We start from the raw sequence: 19479 nt of genomic DNA on the forward strand, positions 1-19479 counted from the left end.
ATCGTATACAGATAGTTTCTGATAAGATACTTTTAATTTGTAGATAAATATTGAGGGGAAAAATGCACGGAACTTGGTCTGATTTCACTTTTGCTTTGATAATTTGTGGTATTTTAGTTTATTTACCGGGCTTTATTCTTGCACGTGCTTTGAATATTCGTGGATTCCTCTCTATAGGTGTTGCTCCTATTATTAGCATATCTTTAATATCTACTACAGCTGTAATGTTTGGTTCCATAGGAATTCCATGGACAATAGTTGGCTTATTTATAGTATTTGTACTTGTCACCGTTTTTGCTTTAATCATAAGAGTTTTATTCAATTACGATGAAAAAATAAAAGTAGTTAGGTATAGAGAAACTTTTATACCTACTGTAATAGCCCTACTTACTGGTGGCGTATTCTTTGCAAGAGTTTTGTATTCTTTGAAAGTTCCTTATGCCATAAGTCAGACTTATGATGCAAACTATCATTATAATAGTGTTGCTAGTATGCTTGAGAGTGGGGATTTGTCTTCTTTGCATATGTTGCAGCTTCCTCCTAATTCTAGTTTTTATCCTGCTGCTTGGCATGATTTTGTTACTAGTGTTATTCATGTTACGGGTGTTAGTATTCCTGTTGCTGCTAATGCTTTTACTTATTTTTTGCTTTGTTTTGTGTGGCCTTTGTCTATGCTTACTTTTGCTTTATGTATCAGCAAAAACAAAGTATTCCTAAGCGCGGTTGCAACAGTTAGCACTTTAATAGCTTTCTTCCCAGGCGTTTACTTATGGTTTGGTATGTTATATGCCAATGTTGTGGCTTCATCTTTCTTGCCTGCTGTTTTGATGGTAGTTGTGGCATTCTTGTTTAGACAAAATTATTTCCAGTGGTGGCAGAGCATTATACTGGGAATTGCTTCTTTCTTAGGGCTAGTTTTCTCTCAACCTAATGGTATTTTTACTGTTTACTATGTTGTACTTATTGTTTTGCCTTTTGCTGCTTATTACTTTGGTAAAGATTTGGATAAAGGTAAATCCAAGAAAAATCGAATTCTTTTTGTTTTACTAGCGATAGTTGCTGATATTGCTTTAGAAATAGTAGTTGGTATTTTGTCATACAACATAAAGACACTATATAATCTTCGCTTTGACTACAATGTTATTATTGGGGCACCTCATGGTTATAAGAGCGGTATTCTAGCTTTCTTGACTGCTAGATTTGAAGGTTATGAAGGTAGCTTGTTACCTTATCTGGATAATTTACCTATAGCTGTCTTGGTGTTTCTCGGTCTTTTCTTAGTGCTTAGAAATTACAAAAAATCCTCATGGTTAATACTGGCTTATTTGTGGTTCTCTTTCATAAATTTTGTAGCAGGTTCTTTGCCTACTTCTTTGTTCAGAACACTTATAAGTGGTGTGTATTACTCTGAAAAAATGCGTTTAATTTCTATACAAGCAATATTTATGGTGATTTTTGTCGCTATATCTGTGCTGTTTATTTTTGAGAAAATCAAAGCTGTAAAGAAAAATTCACAAGGAGAATATAGCTTTAAGCTCGTTACTATTGCTGGGTTAGTGTTAGTTTTTGTTGCTGGTAATTTTGTTCCGTATTATGCAAGTCAATTTGAAGCTACTGAAGGTGCTTTTAGCTTGCCGAAAGATAATACGAAGTTAGGTTACGAGTACTCTAAAGAAGAAATTGATTTTATGGCAAGAACTATTAAATCTTTAGATAAGAACTACACGGTTACTGGTAATCCTTGGAAAGGTGCTACTGCTACTTGGTATTTATTTGGACACAAGAATCCTTTATATCATGCCGCATATCCATCTGATAAAAATCAATTACTGATAATCCAAAGTCTAAATAAAGCTAACGAAAATCCTAAAGTGTGTGAAGCAGTAAAGGCTTTGAAGCTGAAATATGTTTATTCTCTCAGTGGTAAGTGTTTATGGGAACGTAATTGTGATGTAGAAGGTTATCAGGGTTTAGCAGATTTGGAAGAAAATAATGTAGCCAAATTGTTAGATCAGGATAATGCTGGTAATAAACTATATGAGATTACAGCATGCAAATAGACTAAATTTGTGCTGTGTGAAGTAACTTAGATTAATTGCGAAGACTACATTTTGTTTCGTTTTGATTATTGTAAAAAGGAGCATAGTTTTTATATTGCTGAGCTGTCCTATTGTTAGAATATTTCCTTAAATATAACTTATATTATAAAGGTTATTTTCTAAATAGATAATATTTGAAAACGTTGAAATATCAATAATTTTTCTATTTATTTTAGGATAAAAGTTCAAATAAAAATTAGTTTTAATATTTTAAAATATACCCTTAAAAAATTGTTATTACTATGTTATAATTTTTGGACTGCCCACAATGGTGTGTGAGTTCTTAGTGATTTGTGCAAATTGTAACTAGAAATTTATGGGGAATTTCAATGAAGAACTTTTCTGAAGGTAAAAAAAATTTAGAGTTTTTACCGCAAGAAATATTAGACAAGGCATTAGTATGTGCTGATTATGCTATGGAACGTGAAATTCTTGCTTTAAATACAGCTAAGGAAAAAAATAAAATTTTGCTACCTGAAGTTATTAAGGTTCTTGCTTTGTCTCAGGGAAGAGTAATTGTCTCAGGTATAGGAAAGTCTGGGCACATAGGTAAAAAAATAGCAGCAACTTTAGCTTCAACAGGAACTCCATCATTTTTTGTACATTCAACTGAGTCTTTACACGGTGATTCTGGAATGTTTGTTTCAGGGGACGTTGCAATTTTAATTTCTTATTCAGGTACAACTGCTGAAGTTGTACAGTTAGCTACAATGCTTTCGCAACGTGGAGTAAAGACTATAGCTATGACAAAGTCAGCTGAAAGCATTTTAGCTCAAGAGTGTGATTTATTTATTGATATTAGTGTTGAGCGTGAAGCTGACCCGCTAAACTTAGCACCTACAGCCTCAACTACTGTTACACTGATGTTAGGTGATAGTATAGCTAGTGCTTTGATGGGAATATATAACTTTGAACCTAAAGACTTTAAATTTTTCCATCCAGGAGGAGCTTTAGGCTCCAAGCTTTCAGGAGGAAAAAAATGACTGTATGTGTAGTTGGATCTTTTATGATGGACTTGGTAGTTGTAGCTAGTCGTCGCCCAAATCCTGGAGAAACTCTAATAGGGGACAGCTTCTCAATGTTTGTTGGAGGTAAAGGTTTCAACCAAGCTGTAGCAGCAAAGCGTGCAGGAAGCCAAGTCTCAATGGTAGGACGTTTAGGGCAAGATCCTTTTGCTGACAAGTTTGTTGAGTTCATGAGGGCTGAGGGGATTGATTTTTCAGGCGTTGAATATGATGAAGAAGTCGGCACAGGTACCGCGACACCTTTAGTTGAGCATAGTGGCCAAAATTCAATTGTCATTGTTCCTCAATCTAATATGAGAATTACTGAAGAACAAATCGATGCTAAAAGCAATATCTTAGCTCAAAGTGATGTAGTAGTTTTGCAACTTGAAATACCTATACCGACTGTAAAGTACGTTGCTAAAAAAGCGAAAACTCTAGGGAAAACAGTTATTTTAAACCCAGCTCCTTATGCTGAATTAGATGCAGAACTGTTAAATAATGTTGACTTTATTATTCCAAATGAAGCAGAATTATTGGGATTAATTCCAGATTGCAATATTGATGATATTGATTCCATTATTTCTAGTGTAAAAGATTTCCAGAAAAAAATACCATTAAATTTTGTGGTTACTTTGGGAGAGCGTGGTGTGGTCTCAATTGATGAGAACGGCAAAGTGCTGTCAATAGAGCCTCATTGCGTAACACCAATAGATACTGTTGGTGCAGGAGATACTTTCTGTGGCTATTTCGCCAGTGCTTTATCTGAAGGAAAAGCCTTGCAAGAATGTTTAAGTCTTGCAAATAAAGCAGCTAGTATTTCAGTTACTCGCAGAGGTGCAGCACAGTCTGTTCCTCTAATAGACGAAGTAAGAATATAACATAAATACAAGGAGATAATTGTGCGTAAAACACAACGACGTGTTAGTGCGTTGATTGCTAGCGTTGCAGTTTTGGGATTAGCAGCAGGTTGTGCAGGTGCAGCAGATAGCAAATCATCTGACACAGGTAAAGACGGAGCAATCACTTTCCGTTCATGGAGCCCAGTAGATCAGACAACTAAAGACATGGTTAAGGCTACTGAAGCTGAACACAAAGACATTAAAATTGATTCAGTAATTTTCAACTACCCAGAATATCTAGTTGATCTAAGCACTCGTGCTTCTTCAGATTCAATGCCAGATATCGTTGGTTTGCAGCCAGGCGCTTTGACACAGCAGTACCGTGACAAGTTGATGCCTTTGCAAGATTGTGCTGAAAAAACTTGGGGTAAGGATTGGAAAGAAAAGTTCTTCCCAATTGGTATTGAGCAGGCTCGCATGGGTAATCCAGAAGGTGATGAAAACTTCTATGCTTTGCCAATGCTAGTACAGACAGTAAATATGTGGGGTAACACAGAAATTATGAAGTCTGAAGGTCTAGAAATTCCTAAGACTTGGGATGATCTAAAGACTATTGCTGAAAAGATGAAGGGCAAAGACAAGGCTGGTTTCATGCTACCTGCTAAGGATAGCTGGCTACGAAATGTTGTTTTCTTGCAAATTGCTAACAACATTGAACCAGGTTTAGCATACAAAGCTGAAGATGGCTCAGATAAATGGACCAATGCACGTATTGTTGAAGCTCTAGGCTACTGGCAGAAGCTATTCACAGAAAAACTAGTACAGGACGGTGCTGTAAGCTTGGATGCATACCCAGGTGGTGCTAACCAATTCGAAGCTGGAAATGCAGCTATGATTCCTCTAGGTGCTTGGTGGATTCAGCAGTCCGATCCTTCAAAGAAGGAAATTGCTCCTTTGAGTGAAGGTATGAAGGGCTTTGAACCATTCTTGTTCCCAACAATTCCAGGCGGTGCTGATAAGTCTCAGTTCGTTGGTGGTATCGACGTTTCTTTAGGTATTTCAAAGAACACAAAGAACCCAGAAAAGGCTTGTAAAGTTCTAACAGACTGGATTTCAGGCAAGGGTGCACAAACTCTAATCAACACATTCAACGACCTACCAGCATTCAAGGGTATAACACCTGAGAAATTCACTTCTGATCATCAGAAAGAATTGTGGTCAAAGTTTGTTGATGAATGGATGCCACAAGTTAAGTACTCACGTTACCTAAAGTCACCTAAGATGGATCAGGCTTTGGGCGATCAGCTAGCTGCTTTGGCTACTGGTAGTACTACTCCTGAAAAAGCTGCTGAAGAGTTGCAAAAAGTTCAGGATAAAGTTAACAAGAAATAGTTCTTAGTTATTAGTTTAGATTGGGTCTGTAGATATTATCAGGCTCAATCTAAACTTTTTGAATATTCTTATCTATTGATTTCCTTATATGTCTAAATATAAGCAAAGTAATGACAATAAGTTTATTCCACTAGAGGTTATACGTTTGTAGCTTACCTCTAAATAATCGTAATAATATAATTTGAAGAAAAGATAGTGATTTAAGTCAATGAAGACTAGATTTAGAAAAGGCAATTGGACAAACTACGCATTTGTACTGCCAGCTTTTGCTTTATTTATAGTGTTTATTATTTATCCAATTTTTTATAATATCCAAGCATCTTTCTTGGATTGGGATGGAGTAAATGCTGGTAAAAATGTAGGTATTGATAACTATAAGAACTTATTTTCTGATTCAGTTTTTTATACGACTTTGAAAAATTCTGTTCTATGGATGATTTTTACAATTATTCCGCAGTCTACTATAGGTTTCTTCTTAGCATTGGCTTTGAATGAAAAACTACGTGGACGCACTATTTATAGAACTTTATTTTTCTTACCTGTAGTTATTTCTCCTGTTGTTATTGGCATCGTGTGGCAACGTCTACTTGATCCTTTCAATGGTGTTTTTGCACAACTAGGTAGAAAAACTGGAATTGACTTTTTAACTACTAATTATCTTTCTTCAGATAAAGCTATTTTTGTTGTTATTTTTGTCAACGTCTGGATGTGGTCAGGTTATTCAATGCTGTTCTATTTGGCTGGTTTGCAACAAATTGATAAGTCTGTTTTGGAAGCAGCTAAAATTGATGGCGCTAGTGGTATGAAACTGGTTACAAGAATTATATTCCCACTTTTGAAGCCTACTCACTTGTCATTGTTACTTTTGTCAGTAATTGGATCTTTCAAGACTTTCGAGTTAGTTTACGTTATGACAGAAGGTGGACCAAATCACGCATCTGAAATGATACCTACTTATACTTTCTTATCAGCAATTAAGCTACAGCAAGTTGGATATGCTTCCACAATCAGCGTTATTTTATTAATACTTTCCTTATGTGCTGCTCTTGGAATAGTTAGAATTTTTGGTGCTGGTTTCATTTCTGGTAAGGATGAGAGGTAAAAGTTATGGCTAAAAATAATACTTCTTCTGTTGTCCAAATGAAACGTAGAAAAGATAAGACAAAGAACTGGATGCATAGTTTTTTGCTTCCTTTAGCAGCTATTTGGATGCTTCCTATATTCTTAGTCCTATCTATTTCCTTATTGCCTGCTAGCAACCCTAAGACTACTGCTTTAGGGCTGTTCCCGGAGTCTGCATCATTTTCTAACTACATTTTGATTTGGAAACAAAACCCTTTATTCGGTCATTTGATTAACAGCTTATTAATCACTGTTCCATCAGTTATCTTAACCGTATTAGTTGGTTCAATGATGGCTTTTGCTTTGGCTCGTCTGCAAATGCGTGGCAAGAAACTAATGTTCGGCGTGCTAGTTGGTGCTATGGTTTTGCCAATGGCTTCAATTATTGTTGCAACATACAAAATTTTGCAGTACTTGAATTTGTACAATAGCTTGGTTGGATTAGTTTTAGTATATACTGCACTCGGTATTCCTTTCGCTACAATCATGATTAGAAATGCTTTCATGGCTATACCCGATGATACTTATGAGGCTGCTTTGATTGATGGGGCGTCCAAATGGCGTATCTACTGGTCAATTTATTTGCCATTAGCTCGTCCTTCTTTAGCTGTTGTTATTGTTTGGCAATCTATGATGAGCTGGAACGATTTCTTGTTACCTCTAGTTTCTATAGCTGATAACGCTTTGAAACCTTTGGTTCTTGTGCCTTTGGCTTATCGTGGAATTTATTTGAGTCAGCCGGGTGGCCTATTCGCCATTCTAGTAGTGGTTTCTATTCCTATGGTTGTAATATTCTTGCTGGTTCAAAAGAATCTAGTTAACGGTTTAAGTGGAGCTGTGAAATGAAAATTTTGTCTGTTGACATTGGTACTTCAGGACTTCGATCTGCGATTTACACTCAAGATTTGAAATGCCTTGGTTCTAAGTCTGTTAGAACTCAGTTATATAGAGCAGATGGTGGAATTGTTGAAACTGATGTCGATGAAATATTTGATAATTTCATAACTACTGCTCGTGGAGTTATTGCTGAAGTATCTAAGACTCATAATATTGATGACTTAAGTTTGATTTCATACAGTGTACAAGGTGAAGCTGTCATTGCTGTTGACCATAAGGGAAATCCTAAGGGATTAGCACCTGTATCAATGGATGAAAGAGGCAAAGAATTAGCAAAGTCATTTAGTCAGGAAATGACAACGGACCAATTCAGGGAGATAACTGGTCAGCCTTTGCACCCAATGTTTTCTATTTTCAAAATAGCTGTTACTCCTAAGTGGCAGGATATGGAAATAGGTGAGTTTTTCTTGCCTATGGACGCTTATATTTCTTTAAAATTAGGTGCTAAACCTTATGTTGATATAACCTCTGCGGCTCGTTTTGGCTTACTCAATGCTGATACGGGGCAGTGGGACCACGATTTGGCTACTCGTTTTGGTATTTCTGTTCACACTTTACCTCCTATTGCTTATCCTGGTGAAAAAGTTGGGGTAGTTTCTAAAGAATGGAAAGAAACCTTAGGTTTGAGCGTAGAAAATGAAGTTGTAATTACTGCTGGCGCTCATGACCAAGCTTGTGCGTTTTGGGGTAGTGGTGGACGCTGTGACGGTGTAGTTACTTATTCTTTAGGCTCTACCGACTGTTTTACACAAGGCAGTACTTCTCGTCCTTCTTTGCCTGCTAATTCAGGTTTAGCTACTTATAAGGCTTTTGATAATTTGTGGATTACTTTGGCTGGTACGGCGGCTAGTGGCTGGTCTCTAGAGTGGCTAGATAAGGTTTTGAATAATACTCAAACATCAGATGTTGGTGCTATGTCTGAAAATATGAGCGATAAGCCGAGTGAGTTACTAGTTTTGCCTTATCATGCTGGTTCTGGAACTTTGGATAATAACCCGAATGCTCGTGGTGTGATACTAGGATTAGGATTAGATACTACGCGTGGAGATATTATTCGAGCTTTTTTGGAAGCTAGTGGATATGAAGTTGCTAAGATTATTCAAGCAACGAAGGATAGTTTTGCTCCAATACGTGTGGTTAATGCTGTTGGTGGCGGAGCTTGTGACAGTGATGTTATGCAACTTAGAGCTGATTCTTCCAATCTTGTTTTACAGCGTTTAGGATATGATGCAGCTTTGCGTGGAGCAGCAATACAGGCTCTAGTTGGAGCTGGTTTACTGTCAGATTACACTGAAGCCACCCCTGTAGCAAAGCAAGAAGAAGTATCACCCAGACCGGAGTATGTTGACCACTACGACAAGCAAAGAGATAAATATATTCGAGCTTATTCAAATTTGTTGAATTTGGAGAACTAAATTTCACCTTAAGGTGTTAAAAGTTTCTAAGAAAAATATAGGAGAAAAAATGTCTGTAAATGAATACAGAGAACTAAAAGAAGAAATTCTAGATTACTGTTTGCGTTCAATGGAATATGGATTGAATTTTAACACTCAAGGAAATATCAGTGTTCGTATTCCTGGTGAAGAGGATTTGTTCATTATTACACCAACCGATCTTGAATATGACAAGATGGGTCCAGGAGACATGGTTATTGTGGATTCTGATTGCAACGTTGTTTCAGGTATTCACGAGCCTTCATCTGAAGTAACTGTACATATGGCAACTTATAAGCGTCGCCCAGATGTAAATGCTATTGTTCACACTGAACCTATTTATACAAATGTATTTGGTGTTGCTGGTCAGCCTATTACAGGTTCTATGGTAAATATGGTTATTTACACAAAGGGTGATGTTCCTATCATGCCTTTCCACTTGTCAAACTCAACTGAATTTGGTGAGATGAGCTGTGATGTAATGGGTGACTTGAATGCTGTCGTATGGGCAAACCACGGTTTGTTGACTGTAGGTCCAGATTTGCGTACTGCTTTTAAAACTTCTGTTGCAGTAGAAAGTGCTGCTAAGGTACTTTTGTTCTCACGTGTTTTGACAGATAAGCCTAATCTTTTGGTATATGAAGAACTAGGTATTGATCACTCACTATAATTTATATTTTTATATTTATTGTGGCGGAATTACTTTTGAACTTCGTGTAACCGTTGGACTTTCTAAGTAGTTCTGCCACATAGTATTATTAGTTTATTAAAGATTAGTTTTATTAGATCGGATGATTTGTATGTTGTCGAATATGAAGTCAATACTTGATGATTGTGAAAAGCATTCTTATGCTATTGGTTCTTTTAACGTTTCTAGTATTGATCAGGTTTTGGCTGTTATTGATGCGGCAAATTTAGAAAAATCACCTGCTCTTATTCAGCCTATTGTAGGTACAACTTGTTATGACGATGAAGCTCGCTGGTGGGCTATGATACGTGAAGCTATTGTGAAGTATAGCGAAGTTCCGATAGGATTACATCTTGATCATGGATTGTCCTATGAGGATTGTGTTAGGGCATGCGAGAGTGGTTTTACTTCTGTAATGATTGACGCTTCACGTAATGTTGAAGACGGTGTTGCTAATAGTTTTGAAGATAATGTTGAGACTACTTTGAGAGTTGTCGAATATGCTCATGCTCACGGTATTGATGTTGAAGGTGAGATTGGTACCATTGGTGGTGGCGGTGAGGGAGCCAGCGCTAGAAGCGTAGATGATATTGAGTATACTGATCCTTTGCAGGCTAAGGAATTTGTGACAGTAACGGGTGTTGATGCACTTGCAATTGGTGCTGGTACTAGCCATGGTTCTGTTAAGTTTCCTAAGGGACATCAGCCACATTTAGCTATAGATTTGATTAAAGAAATCCATAGTCTTGTTCCTGATACTCATCTTGTTTTGCATGGTAGCTCAAGTATTGGTGAGGAAGATGTTGATACTATAAATAAGTATCATGGTGTGTTATCTCCTTCTTGCGGTATTGCTGATGAAGAAAAAGTTGCAGCAATTGCTGCTGGTGTCCGTAAGATTAATCAAGGCACAGATTCGCATTTAGCATTTACAGCTGCTATGCGTGAATATTTGGCATTAAATCCTTCTGATGTTGATCCTTACTTTTATTTGAAGCCAGGTATCAATGCGATGGTTGATATTGTGCGTATGCGTATGAGAGTTTTCGGATCAGCTGGTCGTGCGATTTAGGCAAACTTTAGGCAATTTTTACCTCTAACAGTGTTGGATAGTTTATTCGTTTATATACATAATCTCTGTATTTATAGAATATAAACAACCACTTATGTGTTTATTATTGTTTTAATTTGCCTTTAAAATATACCATGTAAGATGGTATGAAAGGTGTTTGATTTGGAAATTGAGATATCAATAGATCCATCTTGCGTTAACCCTAAAATCGTCATCAAAACAGCCGAAGTCAATGAACAAGTTAATTCACTAGTAGATACATTATCAAAATATTTTCCTAAAGTTATATCAGGTTTTGATGGTGAAAAGTATGAAATTTTAAATGAAGAAGATTTGATACATATCTACGCAAGTAACGGTAAAGTTTTTGCCCAAACTTTTTCTAAGAAGTATATTTTGAAATTTCGTCTTTATGAAATAGAAAAATTCTTAGATAAGACGAAATTTGTACGCATTTCAAAGTCTGAAATTATTAATTTAAAGATGGTTGAAAACTTTGATTTAAGCTTTTCAGGCACTATATGTATTAATTTGAAAAATGGAATTAAAACATATACATCTCGCAGATATGTTGCTAAAATTAAGGACATATTGGGGGTATAGTTGCAATGTATAGAGATTGCTATATTAGAGGGTTAAAAGGTCTAATTACTGGCTTTTTTATGACATTTTCTTTGTGCTTTACTTATTTCTTTTATAAATGGTAATCAGGCTTTTACACCTACTCATCAATCGATGATAGTTGCTTGGAATAATAACGAGAATATTGCCACTTTGATTCAAGGTTGTTTGGGCGGGGTAATTGGTTTCGTGCTTTATGCCAGTAGCATTGTTTGGGATTATTGTGATTGTTCGATAAATAAACAAATACTTTTAGTCTATCTTTTGAACATGCCTTCTACTTTTATTGCCACTTATGTTTGCTACTGGGTAGATAGAAATTGGTATGGATATTCGATTTTCTTGGGAATATACACTTCAATATTTACTCTTATAGGTATCGTGTATTATTACCTAAATGTAGAAAATGTTAAGCGTATAAACGCAAAGTTGTAAGGGTAGAATCGAAGTTATTAAACTTATAACTTTTACCTTAGTTAAGTATTTTACTTCTTTTATTTATCTGTAGTAGAATTTATTTGAGCTTATTCTGTAAACTGATAATAAAATAAAAAGTTATAAAAATAAGTGCGTGTTGCTTGACTTTTTGTGTAAATTTTGTTGAATCCTTTTCTATTTTTGTGTAGAATTATAAGTTACGTTTACTATGTCCGAGGTGGGCTATTTACGCACGTTTTAAGGCGCAAGACGTGGTCGGGTAGTGCCAGTTAGGGACTGTTTTCGTGTGCGCATTCCGAATAAACTTGCAGGGAAGGAAACCCGTGGCTGCACAGAAAAACTCTGCCGCACCAAAGTCTACACGTATCTCCTTCGCAAAATTCCATGAACCTTTGCAAGCACCTAACCTTTTGGGTGTCCAGATGGACAGTTTCAACTGGTTGCTAGGTTCTGATGAATGGAAGAAACGCGTTGAAGAGGACAAGGCTTTAGGAACTAATTCAGTAGCAACTGTTTCAGGTCTTGAAGAAATTTTCGAAGAAATTTCACCAATTGAAAATGCTGACAAGACCATGTCTCTTACAATTAAAGAACCTCAGTTCGAACCTCCGAAATATACAGCACAAGAATGTAAAGATAAAGACTTTACTTATGCTGCACAGATGTTCGTCAAAGGTGAATTTATAAATCACAAAACAGGTGAAATTAAACCACAAACTGTATTTATGGGTGACTTCCCATTGATGACAGAACATGGCACATTCATTATCAACGGTACAGAACGTGTCGTTGTATCACAGCTAGTACGCTCTCCAGGTGTGTACTTTGAAAAAGTAGTTGATAAAACAACAGATAAAGATCTTTTCAGTGCCAAAATTATTCCATCTCGTGGTGCATGGTTAGAACTAGAAATTGATAAGCGTGAAACAGTTTCTATTCGTATCGACCGCAAACGTAAGCAATCAGCAACTTTGTTCTTACGTGCTCTAGGTATGACAGAATCTGAAATACGTGAAGAATTTGCTAGCTACCCATTGTTGATTGACACTCTTGAAAAAGACACTGTTACAACACAAGAAGAAGCATTAATTGATATTTTCCGTAAGGTACGTCCAGGAGATCCTCCATCTGTTGAAGCTGGTCGTATTGCAGTGGAAAATCTATATTTCAACCCAAAACGCTATGATTTAGCTAAAGTTGGACGTTACAAGATTAACAAGAAGCTAGGCTTAGATGCTGAACTATCAGAATCAGTTCTAACACTTGAAGACGTTGTTACATCAATCAAATACTTGTTAGCTTTGCAAAAAGGTGAAGAAACATTCGCTGGAAAGAAAAATGGCGAAGATATTACTCTTAACGTTGAAGCTGATGACATTGACCACTTTGGTAACCGTCGTATTCGTGCAGTTGGTGAACTGATTCAGGGACAAATTCGTACAGGTTTGGCACGTATGGAACGTGTTGTACATGACCGCATGACTACCCAAGATGCTGATTCAATTACTGCTCAGTCATTGATTAACATTCGTCCGGTTACAGCTGCTATCAAAGAATTCTTTGGTACTAGCCAGCTATCACAGTTTATGGATCAGAACAACCCACTTGCTGGTTTGACACACAAGCGTCGTCTATCAGCACTAGGTCCAGGTGGTCTATCACGTGACCGTGCAGGTATGGAAGTTCGTGACGTTCACCCTTCACACTATGGTCGTATGTGTCCTATTGAAACACCTGAAGGTCCAAACATTGGTTTGATTGGTTCTCTTGCTGCTTTTGCACGTATTAACTCATTTGGTTTCATCGAGACACCTTACCGTATCGTACGTGACAGCCAAGTAACTGACGAAATTGCATACCTAACAGCTGATGACGAAGATCGTCACACAATTGCTCAGGCATCATCTCCAGTTGATGGCACAGGTCGTTTCATAGAAGACCATGTACTATGCCGTGTTACTGGTGGTGAACCAGCATTGATTCCATCAAACGAAGTTGACTATATGGACGTTTCAGCACGTCAGATGGTTTCAGTCGGTACAGCTATGATTCCGTTCCTAGAACACGATGACGCTAACCGTGCTTTGATGGGTGCTAACATGCAACGTCAAGCTGTTCCATTGTTAACTGTGCAAGCACCACTTGTAGGTACAGGTATGGAACGCCGTGCAGCTATCGATGCTGGTGACGTATTGACAGCCAAAGAAGCTGGTGTTGTTAAAGAAGTTTCAGCTGATAGTGTTGTAATTGCTTGCGATGAAGGTGGAACTCACACATACGCAATATCAAAGTTCTTGCGTTCAAACCAAGGTAACTGCTACAACCAGCGTGTAGTCGTAAATGAGGGTGACCGTGTTGAAGTTGGAACTATCTTGGCTGATGGTCCAGCAACAGATGGCGGAGAACTAGCTCTAGGCAAGAACCTACTCGTAGCATTTATGCCATGGGAAGGCTTGAACTATGAGGACGCTATCATCTTGTCACAGCGTGTCGTCTCAGAAGACGTATTGACTTCAATTCACATCGAAGAACATGAAATTGACGCACGTGATACAAAGCTAGGTCCAGAAGAAATTACTCGCGAAGTTCCAAACGTATCACCAGACGCAGTTGCTGATTTGGATGAAAGAGGAATTATTCGTATCGGTGCTGAAGTACAAGCAGGTGACATCCTAGTAGGTAAAGTAACTCCTAAGGGTGAAACAGAACTAACTTCAGAAGAACGTTTGCTACGTGCTATTTTCGGTGAAAAAGCAAAAGAAGTTCGTGATACATCACTACGTGTACCTCACGGTGAATCCGGTATCGTAATTGGCGTACGTGAATTTTCTAAGGAAAATAACGATGAAATGGCTGCTGGTGTAAATAACATGGTTCGTGTTTACATTGCACAGCGTCGTAAGATTACTGATGGTGACAAGCTTGCTGGTCGTCACGGTAACAAGGGTGTTATTTCTAAGATTCTACCTGTTGAAGATATGCCGTTCTTGGCTGACGGTACACCAGTTGACATTATTTTGAACCCACTTGGTGTTCCTGCTCGTATGAACGTCGGACAGGTTCTAGAACTTCACTTAGGTTGGATTGCAGCTCAAGGTTGGGATGCAACTGCTGCTGTTGAACAAGCTAAAGAATGGGCTAAGAAACTACCAGAAAATGGCTTGCAGGCTGAACCATTTACACCAGTTGCAACACCAGTATTCGACGGTGTTCAAGAGGACGAGCTACGTGGATTGCTATCTTGCACATTGCCTAACCGTGATGGCGATAGAATGGTCAACTCAGACGGTAAAGCTCAACTATTCGACGGCCGTAGTGGTGAACCATTCCCATACCCAATTTCAGTGGGTTATATGTATATCTTGAAGCTACACCACTTGGTAGACGATAAGATTCACGCACGTTCAACTGGTCCATACTCCATGATTACTCAGCAACCACTTGGTGGTAAAGCACAATTCGGTGGTCAGCGTTTTGGTGAAATGGAAGTTTGGGCTCTTGAAGCTTATGGTGCTGCTTATGCTTTGCAGGAATTGCTAACAATCAAGTCTGACGATGTTACAGGTCGTGTCAAGGTATACGAAGCAATCATTAAGGGCGAGGACATTCCAGAACCAGGTATTCCTGAGTCATTCCGCGTTCTAATTCAAGAAATGCGTTCCTTGTGTCTAAATGTTGAAGCGTTAGATGCAGCCGGAAATGCTATTGAATTGCGTGATACAGAAGATGAACCAAACAAGGCCTCAGAAGAATTAGGTATTGATTTGAGTCAACCAGTTCAGCCAACAACTTTGGAAGAACTCTAATAGTCCGTACATGATAAAAAGAGCAAAACGCTACGGATTGTAGAAAATAATCTGCTCTACTGAATAGGAAGTAAGAACATTGCTAGATGCGAATATCTTCGATAAGTTGCACATTGGTCTTGCCACCGCAAGCGATGTACGTGACTGGTCTCATGGTGAAGTAAAGAAACCAGAGACAATCAATTACCGTACATTGAAGCCAGAAAAGGAAGGTCTTTTCTGTGAACGTATTTTCGGTCCAACTCGTGACTGGGAATGTAACTGTGGTAAATACAAGCGTGTGCGTTACAAAGGTATTGTTTGTGAACGTTGTGGCGTTGAAGTTACACGTTCAAAAGTTCGTCGTGAACGCATGGCTCACATTGAGCTAGCAGCACCAGTAACACATATTTGGTACTTTAAAGGCGTACCATCACGTCTAGGTTACTTGTTGAACCTAGCACCAAAAGACTTGGAAAAAGTCATTTACTTTGCTGCTTACATGATTACCGAAGTTGATACTGAGGGTCGCCATGAAGATATGGCTTCTTTGCAGAACGAATATGATTTAGATTGCAAAGAAATAACAGCTTTCATGGAAGGTCAAATCAACAATCGCCTAGAAGCTTTGGAAAAAGAACTAGCTACTTTGGAAGCTGAAAATGCTAAGGAAGAGCTAAAGTCTAAAGTACGCAAAGCTGGCGAAAAAGAAGTTAACTTTATGCGTAAAAAGCTAGAGTCAGATTTGGCTTTGCTTGAGAAAGTATGGGAACGTTTCAAGAATCTACAGGTCGGTGACCTTGAAGGTGACGAAATCGTATTCCGTGAAATGGTTAACCGTTACGGTATTTACTTCAAAGGCTCAATGGGTGCTGAAGCTATTCAAAAACGTTTGCAGAACTTTGATTTAGAAGCTGAAGCAGAACTTTTGCATGAAATTATTGCTAATGGCACAGGTCAGCGTAAAGCTCGTGCATTGAAGCGCCTAAAGGTGGTAAATGCATTCCTAACCACAGGTAACTCACCTGAAGGTATGGTCTTGGACTGCATTCCAGTTATTCCGCCAGATTTGCGTCCAATGGTTCAGCTAGACGGTGGACGTTTCGCAACAAGTGACTTGAACGATTTATATCGTCGTGTTATCAACCGAAACAACCGTTTGAAGAAACTAATCGAACTAAATGCACCAGACATCATTATCAACAATGAGAAGCGTATGCTACAAGAATCAGTTGATGCTTTGTTTGACAACGGTCGCCGTGGTCGCCCAGTTACTGGTCCGGGTAACCGTGCACTCAAGTCTATTTCTGATATGTTAAAAGGTAAGCAAGGTCGTTTCCGTCAAAATTTGCTAGGTAAGCGTGTTGACTATTCTGGTCGTTCAGTTATCGTTGTTGGTCCACAGCTCAAGCTACACCAGTGTGGTTTGCCAAAGCAGATGGCTCTTGAATTGTTCAAGCCATTTGTTATGAAGAGACTAGTTGACCATAACTTCGCACAGAACATTAAAGCTGCTAAGCGTAAGGTAGAACGTGGAACTCCTGAAGTTTGGGACGTATTGGACGAAGTAATTCGTGAGCACCCTGTTTTGCTAAACCGTGCTCCTACCTTGCACCGTCTGGGTATTCAGGCATTCGAACCACAACTGGTTGAAGGTAAAGCTATTCAGTTGCACCCACTAGTTTGTGCTGCTTTCAATGCTGACTTCGACGGTGACCAGATGGCTGTTCACTTGCCACTTAGTGCTGAAGCACAAGCTGAAGCTCGTATTTTGATGCTTTCAGCTAACAATATTTTGAAACCAAGCGACGGTCGCCCAGTTACAATGCCTGCTCAGGACATGATTACTGGTTTGTACCACTTGACTTCAGAACCAAATCCAAATATTGAAGTAGCAGTTGACAGTGCTGGTAACCCAATAATTCCAACTTTCACATCAGTTGCTGAAGCAATTATGGCTTTTGATGCTGGTTGGTTAGATTTGAATGCTACCGTAGATATTCGTATGGACGACTTTGTACCTTATCCAGAATGGGATGGTCCAAGGGATTACTTCGAAGAGGAACCTGTTGTTGTACGCACTTCACTAGGTCGTGCATTGTTCAACGGTTTACTACCAGAAGATTACCCATATGTAAACTACGTTGTTGACAAGAAGCGTTTAGGTAGCTTGGTAAACGACTTAGCTGAACGTTATCCAAAGGTAGTTGTTGCTGCATCTTTGGACGCTTTGAAAGAAGCTGGTTTCCACTGGGCAACTTGGTCAGGTATGACAATTGCTTTCCCTGATATCGTTGGTCCATCAGATAAGCCAGAAATTCTAGCTAAGTACGAAGATCTAGCTGCTAAGATTCAGTCAGACTATGACATGGGTCTAATCGGTGAAGATGACCGTTACCGTGAACTTGTTGATATTTGGCAGGAATGTACAAAGAAAGTTGCTGAAGCAATGCTTTCATCATTCCCAGAACGCAACACCATTTTCCGTATGGTCAACTCCGGTTCTCGTGGTAACTGGGATCAGATTCGCCAGATTGCTGGTATGCGTGGTTTGGTGTCAGACCCTAAGCAAAAGCTAATTGAACGTCCAATTAAGTCTAACTATGCTGAAGGTTTGTCAGTTCTTGAGTACTTCATCGCTACACACGGTGCTCGTAAAGGTTTGGCTGATACCGCTTTGCGTACTGCTGACTCAGGTTACTTGACTCGTCGTCTAGTTGATGTTTCACAAGATGTTATTGTCCGTGAAGAAGACTGTGGCACTCGTCGTGGTCTGTCAATCACTATCGGTGAAAAGGACGCAGCAGGTAACGTTGTTATCTTGGATACTGTTGAAACTACTGCTTTTGCGCGTACTTTGGCTAAAGATGTTCTAAATGCTGAAGGTGAAGTACTTGCTCAAGCTGGTAGCGATATTGGTGATGTATTGATTAACAAGTTGATTGCTGAAGGTGTAACTCAAATTCCAGTTCGCTCAGTTTTGACTTGTGAATCAGCAGCCGGCGCTTGTGCTACTTGCTATGGTCGAAGCCTAGCAACAGGTAAACGAGTTGACATTGGTGAAGCAGTGGGTATTATTGCTGCACAGTCAATTGGTGAACCTGGTACACAGCTAACAATGCGTACTTTCCACACTGGTGGTGCTGCATCTGCTGCCGACATTACTCAAGGTTTGCCTCGTGTTCAAGAGTTGTTTGAAGCTCGTACACCTAAGGGTGAAGCTATCATCACTGAGGCTGCTGGTCGTGTAAAGATTGATGATTCTGAAGCTATTCGTCGTATTATTATTGTTCGCGATGATGCTGAAGAAGATTTGGTCATTGAAGTTTCACGTCGTCAAGAAATCCTAGTTGCTGATGGAGATCAGGTATCTGTTGGACAGCAATTGACTGCTGGTCCAGTTGATCCTAAGAAAGTTTTGCGCGTCTTGGGTCAAAACGCTACTCAGCGTATGCTAGTGAATGAAGTACAGAGCGTATACCGTTCACAGGGTGTAGATATCCACTCAAAGCACATCGAAGTTATTGTTCGTCAGATGCTACGTCGCGTTACTGTTCTAGAGCCAGGGGGCACAAACTTGTTACCAGGTGAGTTGATTGAGCAGTCTCGTTTCCGTGCAGAAAATGCTCGTATTCAGAGCGAAGGTGGCACTCCTGCATCTGGTCGTCCAGAACTAATGGGTATCACTAAGGCATCACTGGCAACTGAGTCTTGGCTATCTGCTGCTTCCTTCCAGGAAACAACTAAGGTCTTGACTGAGGCTGCTATGACACGTCGTAGTGATCCATTGCTAGGTCTAAAAGAAAATGTCATTTTGGGTAAGCTTATTCCAGCTGGTACTGGTTTGCAACGCTACAGCACTGTAGTAGTTCAGCCAACTGATGAAGCAATCAATGATGCTACTTATAATCAGTTTGATTTTGTTTCACAGCCAGATATGGATTACTTGTCTAACTTGAATTTAGACGTCGACTTCGCTGATACTTTCGGTGTAGATTTTGACTAATATTTGATTATGAGGCTCTTGTTTTTGATGGCAAGAGCCTCATTTTTATTTGTCATGTTATAGCTATGTCTGATGTACTT

Annotated in this window: 12 protein-coding genes and 1 pseudogene; all 13 read left to right on the forward strand. The window is 38.8% G+C overall.

The features are described from left to right. Positions 1 to 62 precede the first annotated feature (62 nt). The 13 genes and pseudogenes from HCQ94_RS00480 to HCQ94_RS00540 all read left to right on the forward strand — a co-directional run bounded on the left by HCQ94_RS00480 (position 63) and on the right by HCQ94_RS00540 (position 19399). Positions 63 to 2060: a DUF6541 family protein gene (locus HCQ94_RS00480; protein ID WP_166982929.1), complete on the forward strand. Its 1998-nt coding sequence runs from the start codon at positions 63 to 65 to the stop codon at positions 2058 to 2060. 368 nt (positions 2061 to 2428) lie between these two features. Then, a complete protein-coding gene (locus HCQ94_RS00485; RefSeq protein WP_198426294.1) occupies positions 2429 to 3082 on the forward strand; it encodes a KpsF/GutQ family sugar-phosphate isomerase in 654 nt (217 codons plus the stop codon). Beyond that, complete coding sequence (gene rbsK / locus HCQ94_RS00490) at positions 3079 to 3984, forward strand: ribokinase (protein ID WP_166982931.1); 906 nt, start codon at positions 3079 to 3081, stop codon at positions 3982 to 3984. The genes HCQ94_RS00485 and rbsK overlap by 4 nt, the downstream gene beginning before the upstream one ends. A 21-nt stretch (positions 3985 to 4005) precedes the next feature. Beyond that, complete coding sequence (locus HCQ94_RS00495) at positions 4006 to 5337, forward strand: ABC transporter substrate-binding protein (protein WP_166979139.1); 1332 nt, start codon at positions 4006 to 4008, stop codon at positions 5335 to 5337. Positions 5338 to 5545: 208 nt separating this feature from the next. Then, entirely contained in the window at positions 5546 to 6439 is an 894-nt protein-coding gene (locus HCQ94_RS00500) for a carbohydrate ABC transporter permease (protein ID WP_166979142.1), read from the forward strand. Positions 6440 to 6444: 5 nt separating this feature from the next. Further along, positions 6445 to 7305 carry a carbohydrate ABC transporter permease gene (locus HCQ94_RS00505; RefSeq protein ID WP_166982933.1) on the forward strand — a complete coding sequence of 287 codons (861 nt, stop codon included), beginning with the start codon at positions 6445 to 6447 and terminating at the stop codon, positions 7303 to 7305. Continuing rightward, positions 7302 to 8771, forward strand: coding sequence for an FGGY-family carbohydrate kinase (locus tag HCQ94_RS00510; protein WP_166982935.1), 1470 nt, complete (start codon positions 7302 to 7304; stop codon positions 8769 to 8771). Before HCQ94_RS00505 ends, HCQ94_RS00510 begins: the two co-directional genes overlap by 4 nt. Positions 8772 to 8820: 49 nt before the next feature. Next, positions 8821 to 9459 carry a class II aldolase/adducin family protein gene (locus HCQ94_RS00515; protein ID WP_166979151.1) on the forward strand — a complete coding sequence of 213 codons (639 nt, stop codon included), beginning with the start codon at positions 8821 to 8823 and terminating at the stop codon, positions 9457 to 9459. A 142-nt stretch (positions 9460 to 9601) separates the two neighbouring features. After that, entirely contained in the window at positions 9602 to 10549 is a 948-nt protein-coding gene (locus HCQ94_RS00520) for a class II fructose-bisphosphate aldolase (protein ID WP_198426295.1), read from the forward strand. A 162-nt stretch (positions 10550 to 10711) separates the two neighbouring features. Continuing rightward, positions 10712 to 11152: a LytTR family DNA-binding domain-containing protein gene (locus tag HCQ94_RS00525; protein ID WP_166979157.1), complete on the forward strand. Its 441-nt coding sequence runs from the start codon at positions 10712 to 10714 to the stop codon at positions 11150 to 11152. Between the two features lie 81 nt (positions 11153 to 11233). Next, positions 11234 to 11605, forward strand: a pseudogene (locus HCQ94_RS00530) (DUF3021 family protein); the annotation flags it as partial. 326 nt (positions 11606 to 11931) lie between these two features. Continuing rightward, positions 11932 to 15414 carry a DNA-directed RNA polymerase subunit beta gene (rpoB, locus tag HCQ94_RS00535; protein WP_166979162.1) on the forward strand — a complete coding sequence of 1161 codons (3483 nt, stop codon included), beginning with the start codon at positions 11932 to 11934 and terminating at the stop codon, positions 15412 to 15414. A 79-nt stretch (positions 15415 to 15493) separates the two neighbouring features. Further along, on the forward strand, positions 15494 to 19399 hold the full coding sequence (locus tag HCQ94_RS00540) for a DNA-directed RNA polymerase subunit beta' (RefSeq protein WP_166982939.1): 3906 nt from the start codon (positions 15494 to 15496) through the stop codon (positions 19397 to 19399). Positions 19400 to 19479: the final 80 nt, after the last annotated feature.

Source organism: Actinomyces sp. zg-332, assembly GCF_011751945.2.
GTDB lineage: Bacteria > Actinomycetota > Actinomycetes > Actinomycetales > Actinomycetaceae > ZJ293.

Excerpts from the sequence above, each read along its gene's own strand:
- HCQ94_RS00480 (WP_166982929.1), top strand. The coding sequence starts at position 63 with ATGCACGGAACTTGGTCTGATTTCACTTTTGCTTTGATAATTTGTGGT.
- HCQ94_RS00485 (WP_198426294.1), top strand. The coding sequence starts at position 2,429 with ATGAAGAACTTTTCTGAAGGTAAAAAAAATTTAGAGTTTTTACCGCAA.
- rbsK (WP_166982931.1), top strand. The coding sequence starts at position 3,079 with ATGACTGTATGTGTAGTTGGATCTTTTATGATGGACTTGGTAGTTGTA.
- HCQ94_RS00500 (WP_166979142.1), top strand. The coding sequence starts at position 5,546 with ATGAAGACTAGATTTAGAAAAGGCAATTGGACAAACTACGCATTTGTA.
- HCQ94_RS00505 (WP_166982933.1), top strand. The coding sequence starts at position 6,445 with ATGGCTAAAAATAATACTTCTTCTGTTGTCCAAATGAAACGTAGAAAA.
- HCQ94_RS00510 (WP_166982935.1), top strand. The coding sequence starts at position 7,302 with ATGAAAATTTTGTCTGTTGACATTGGTACTTCAGGACTTCGATCTGCG.
- HCQ94_RS00515 (WP_166979151.1), top strand. The coding sequence starts at position 8,821 with ATGTCTGTAAATGAATACAGAGAACTAAAAGAAGAAATTCTAGATTAC.
- HCQ94_RS00520 (WP_198426295.1), top strand. The coding sequence starts at position 9,602 with ATGAAGTCAATACTTGATGATTGTGAAAAGCATTCTTATGCTATTGGT.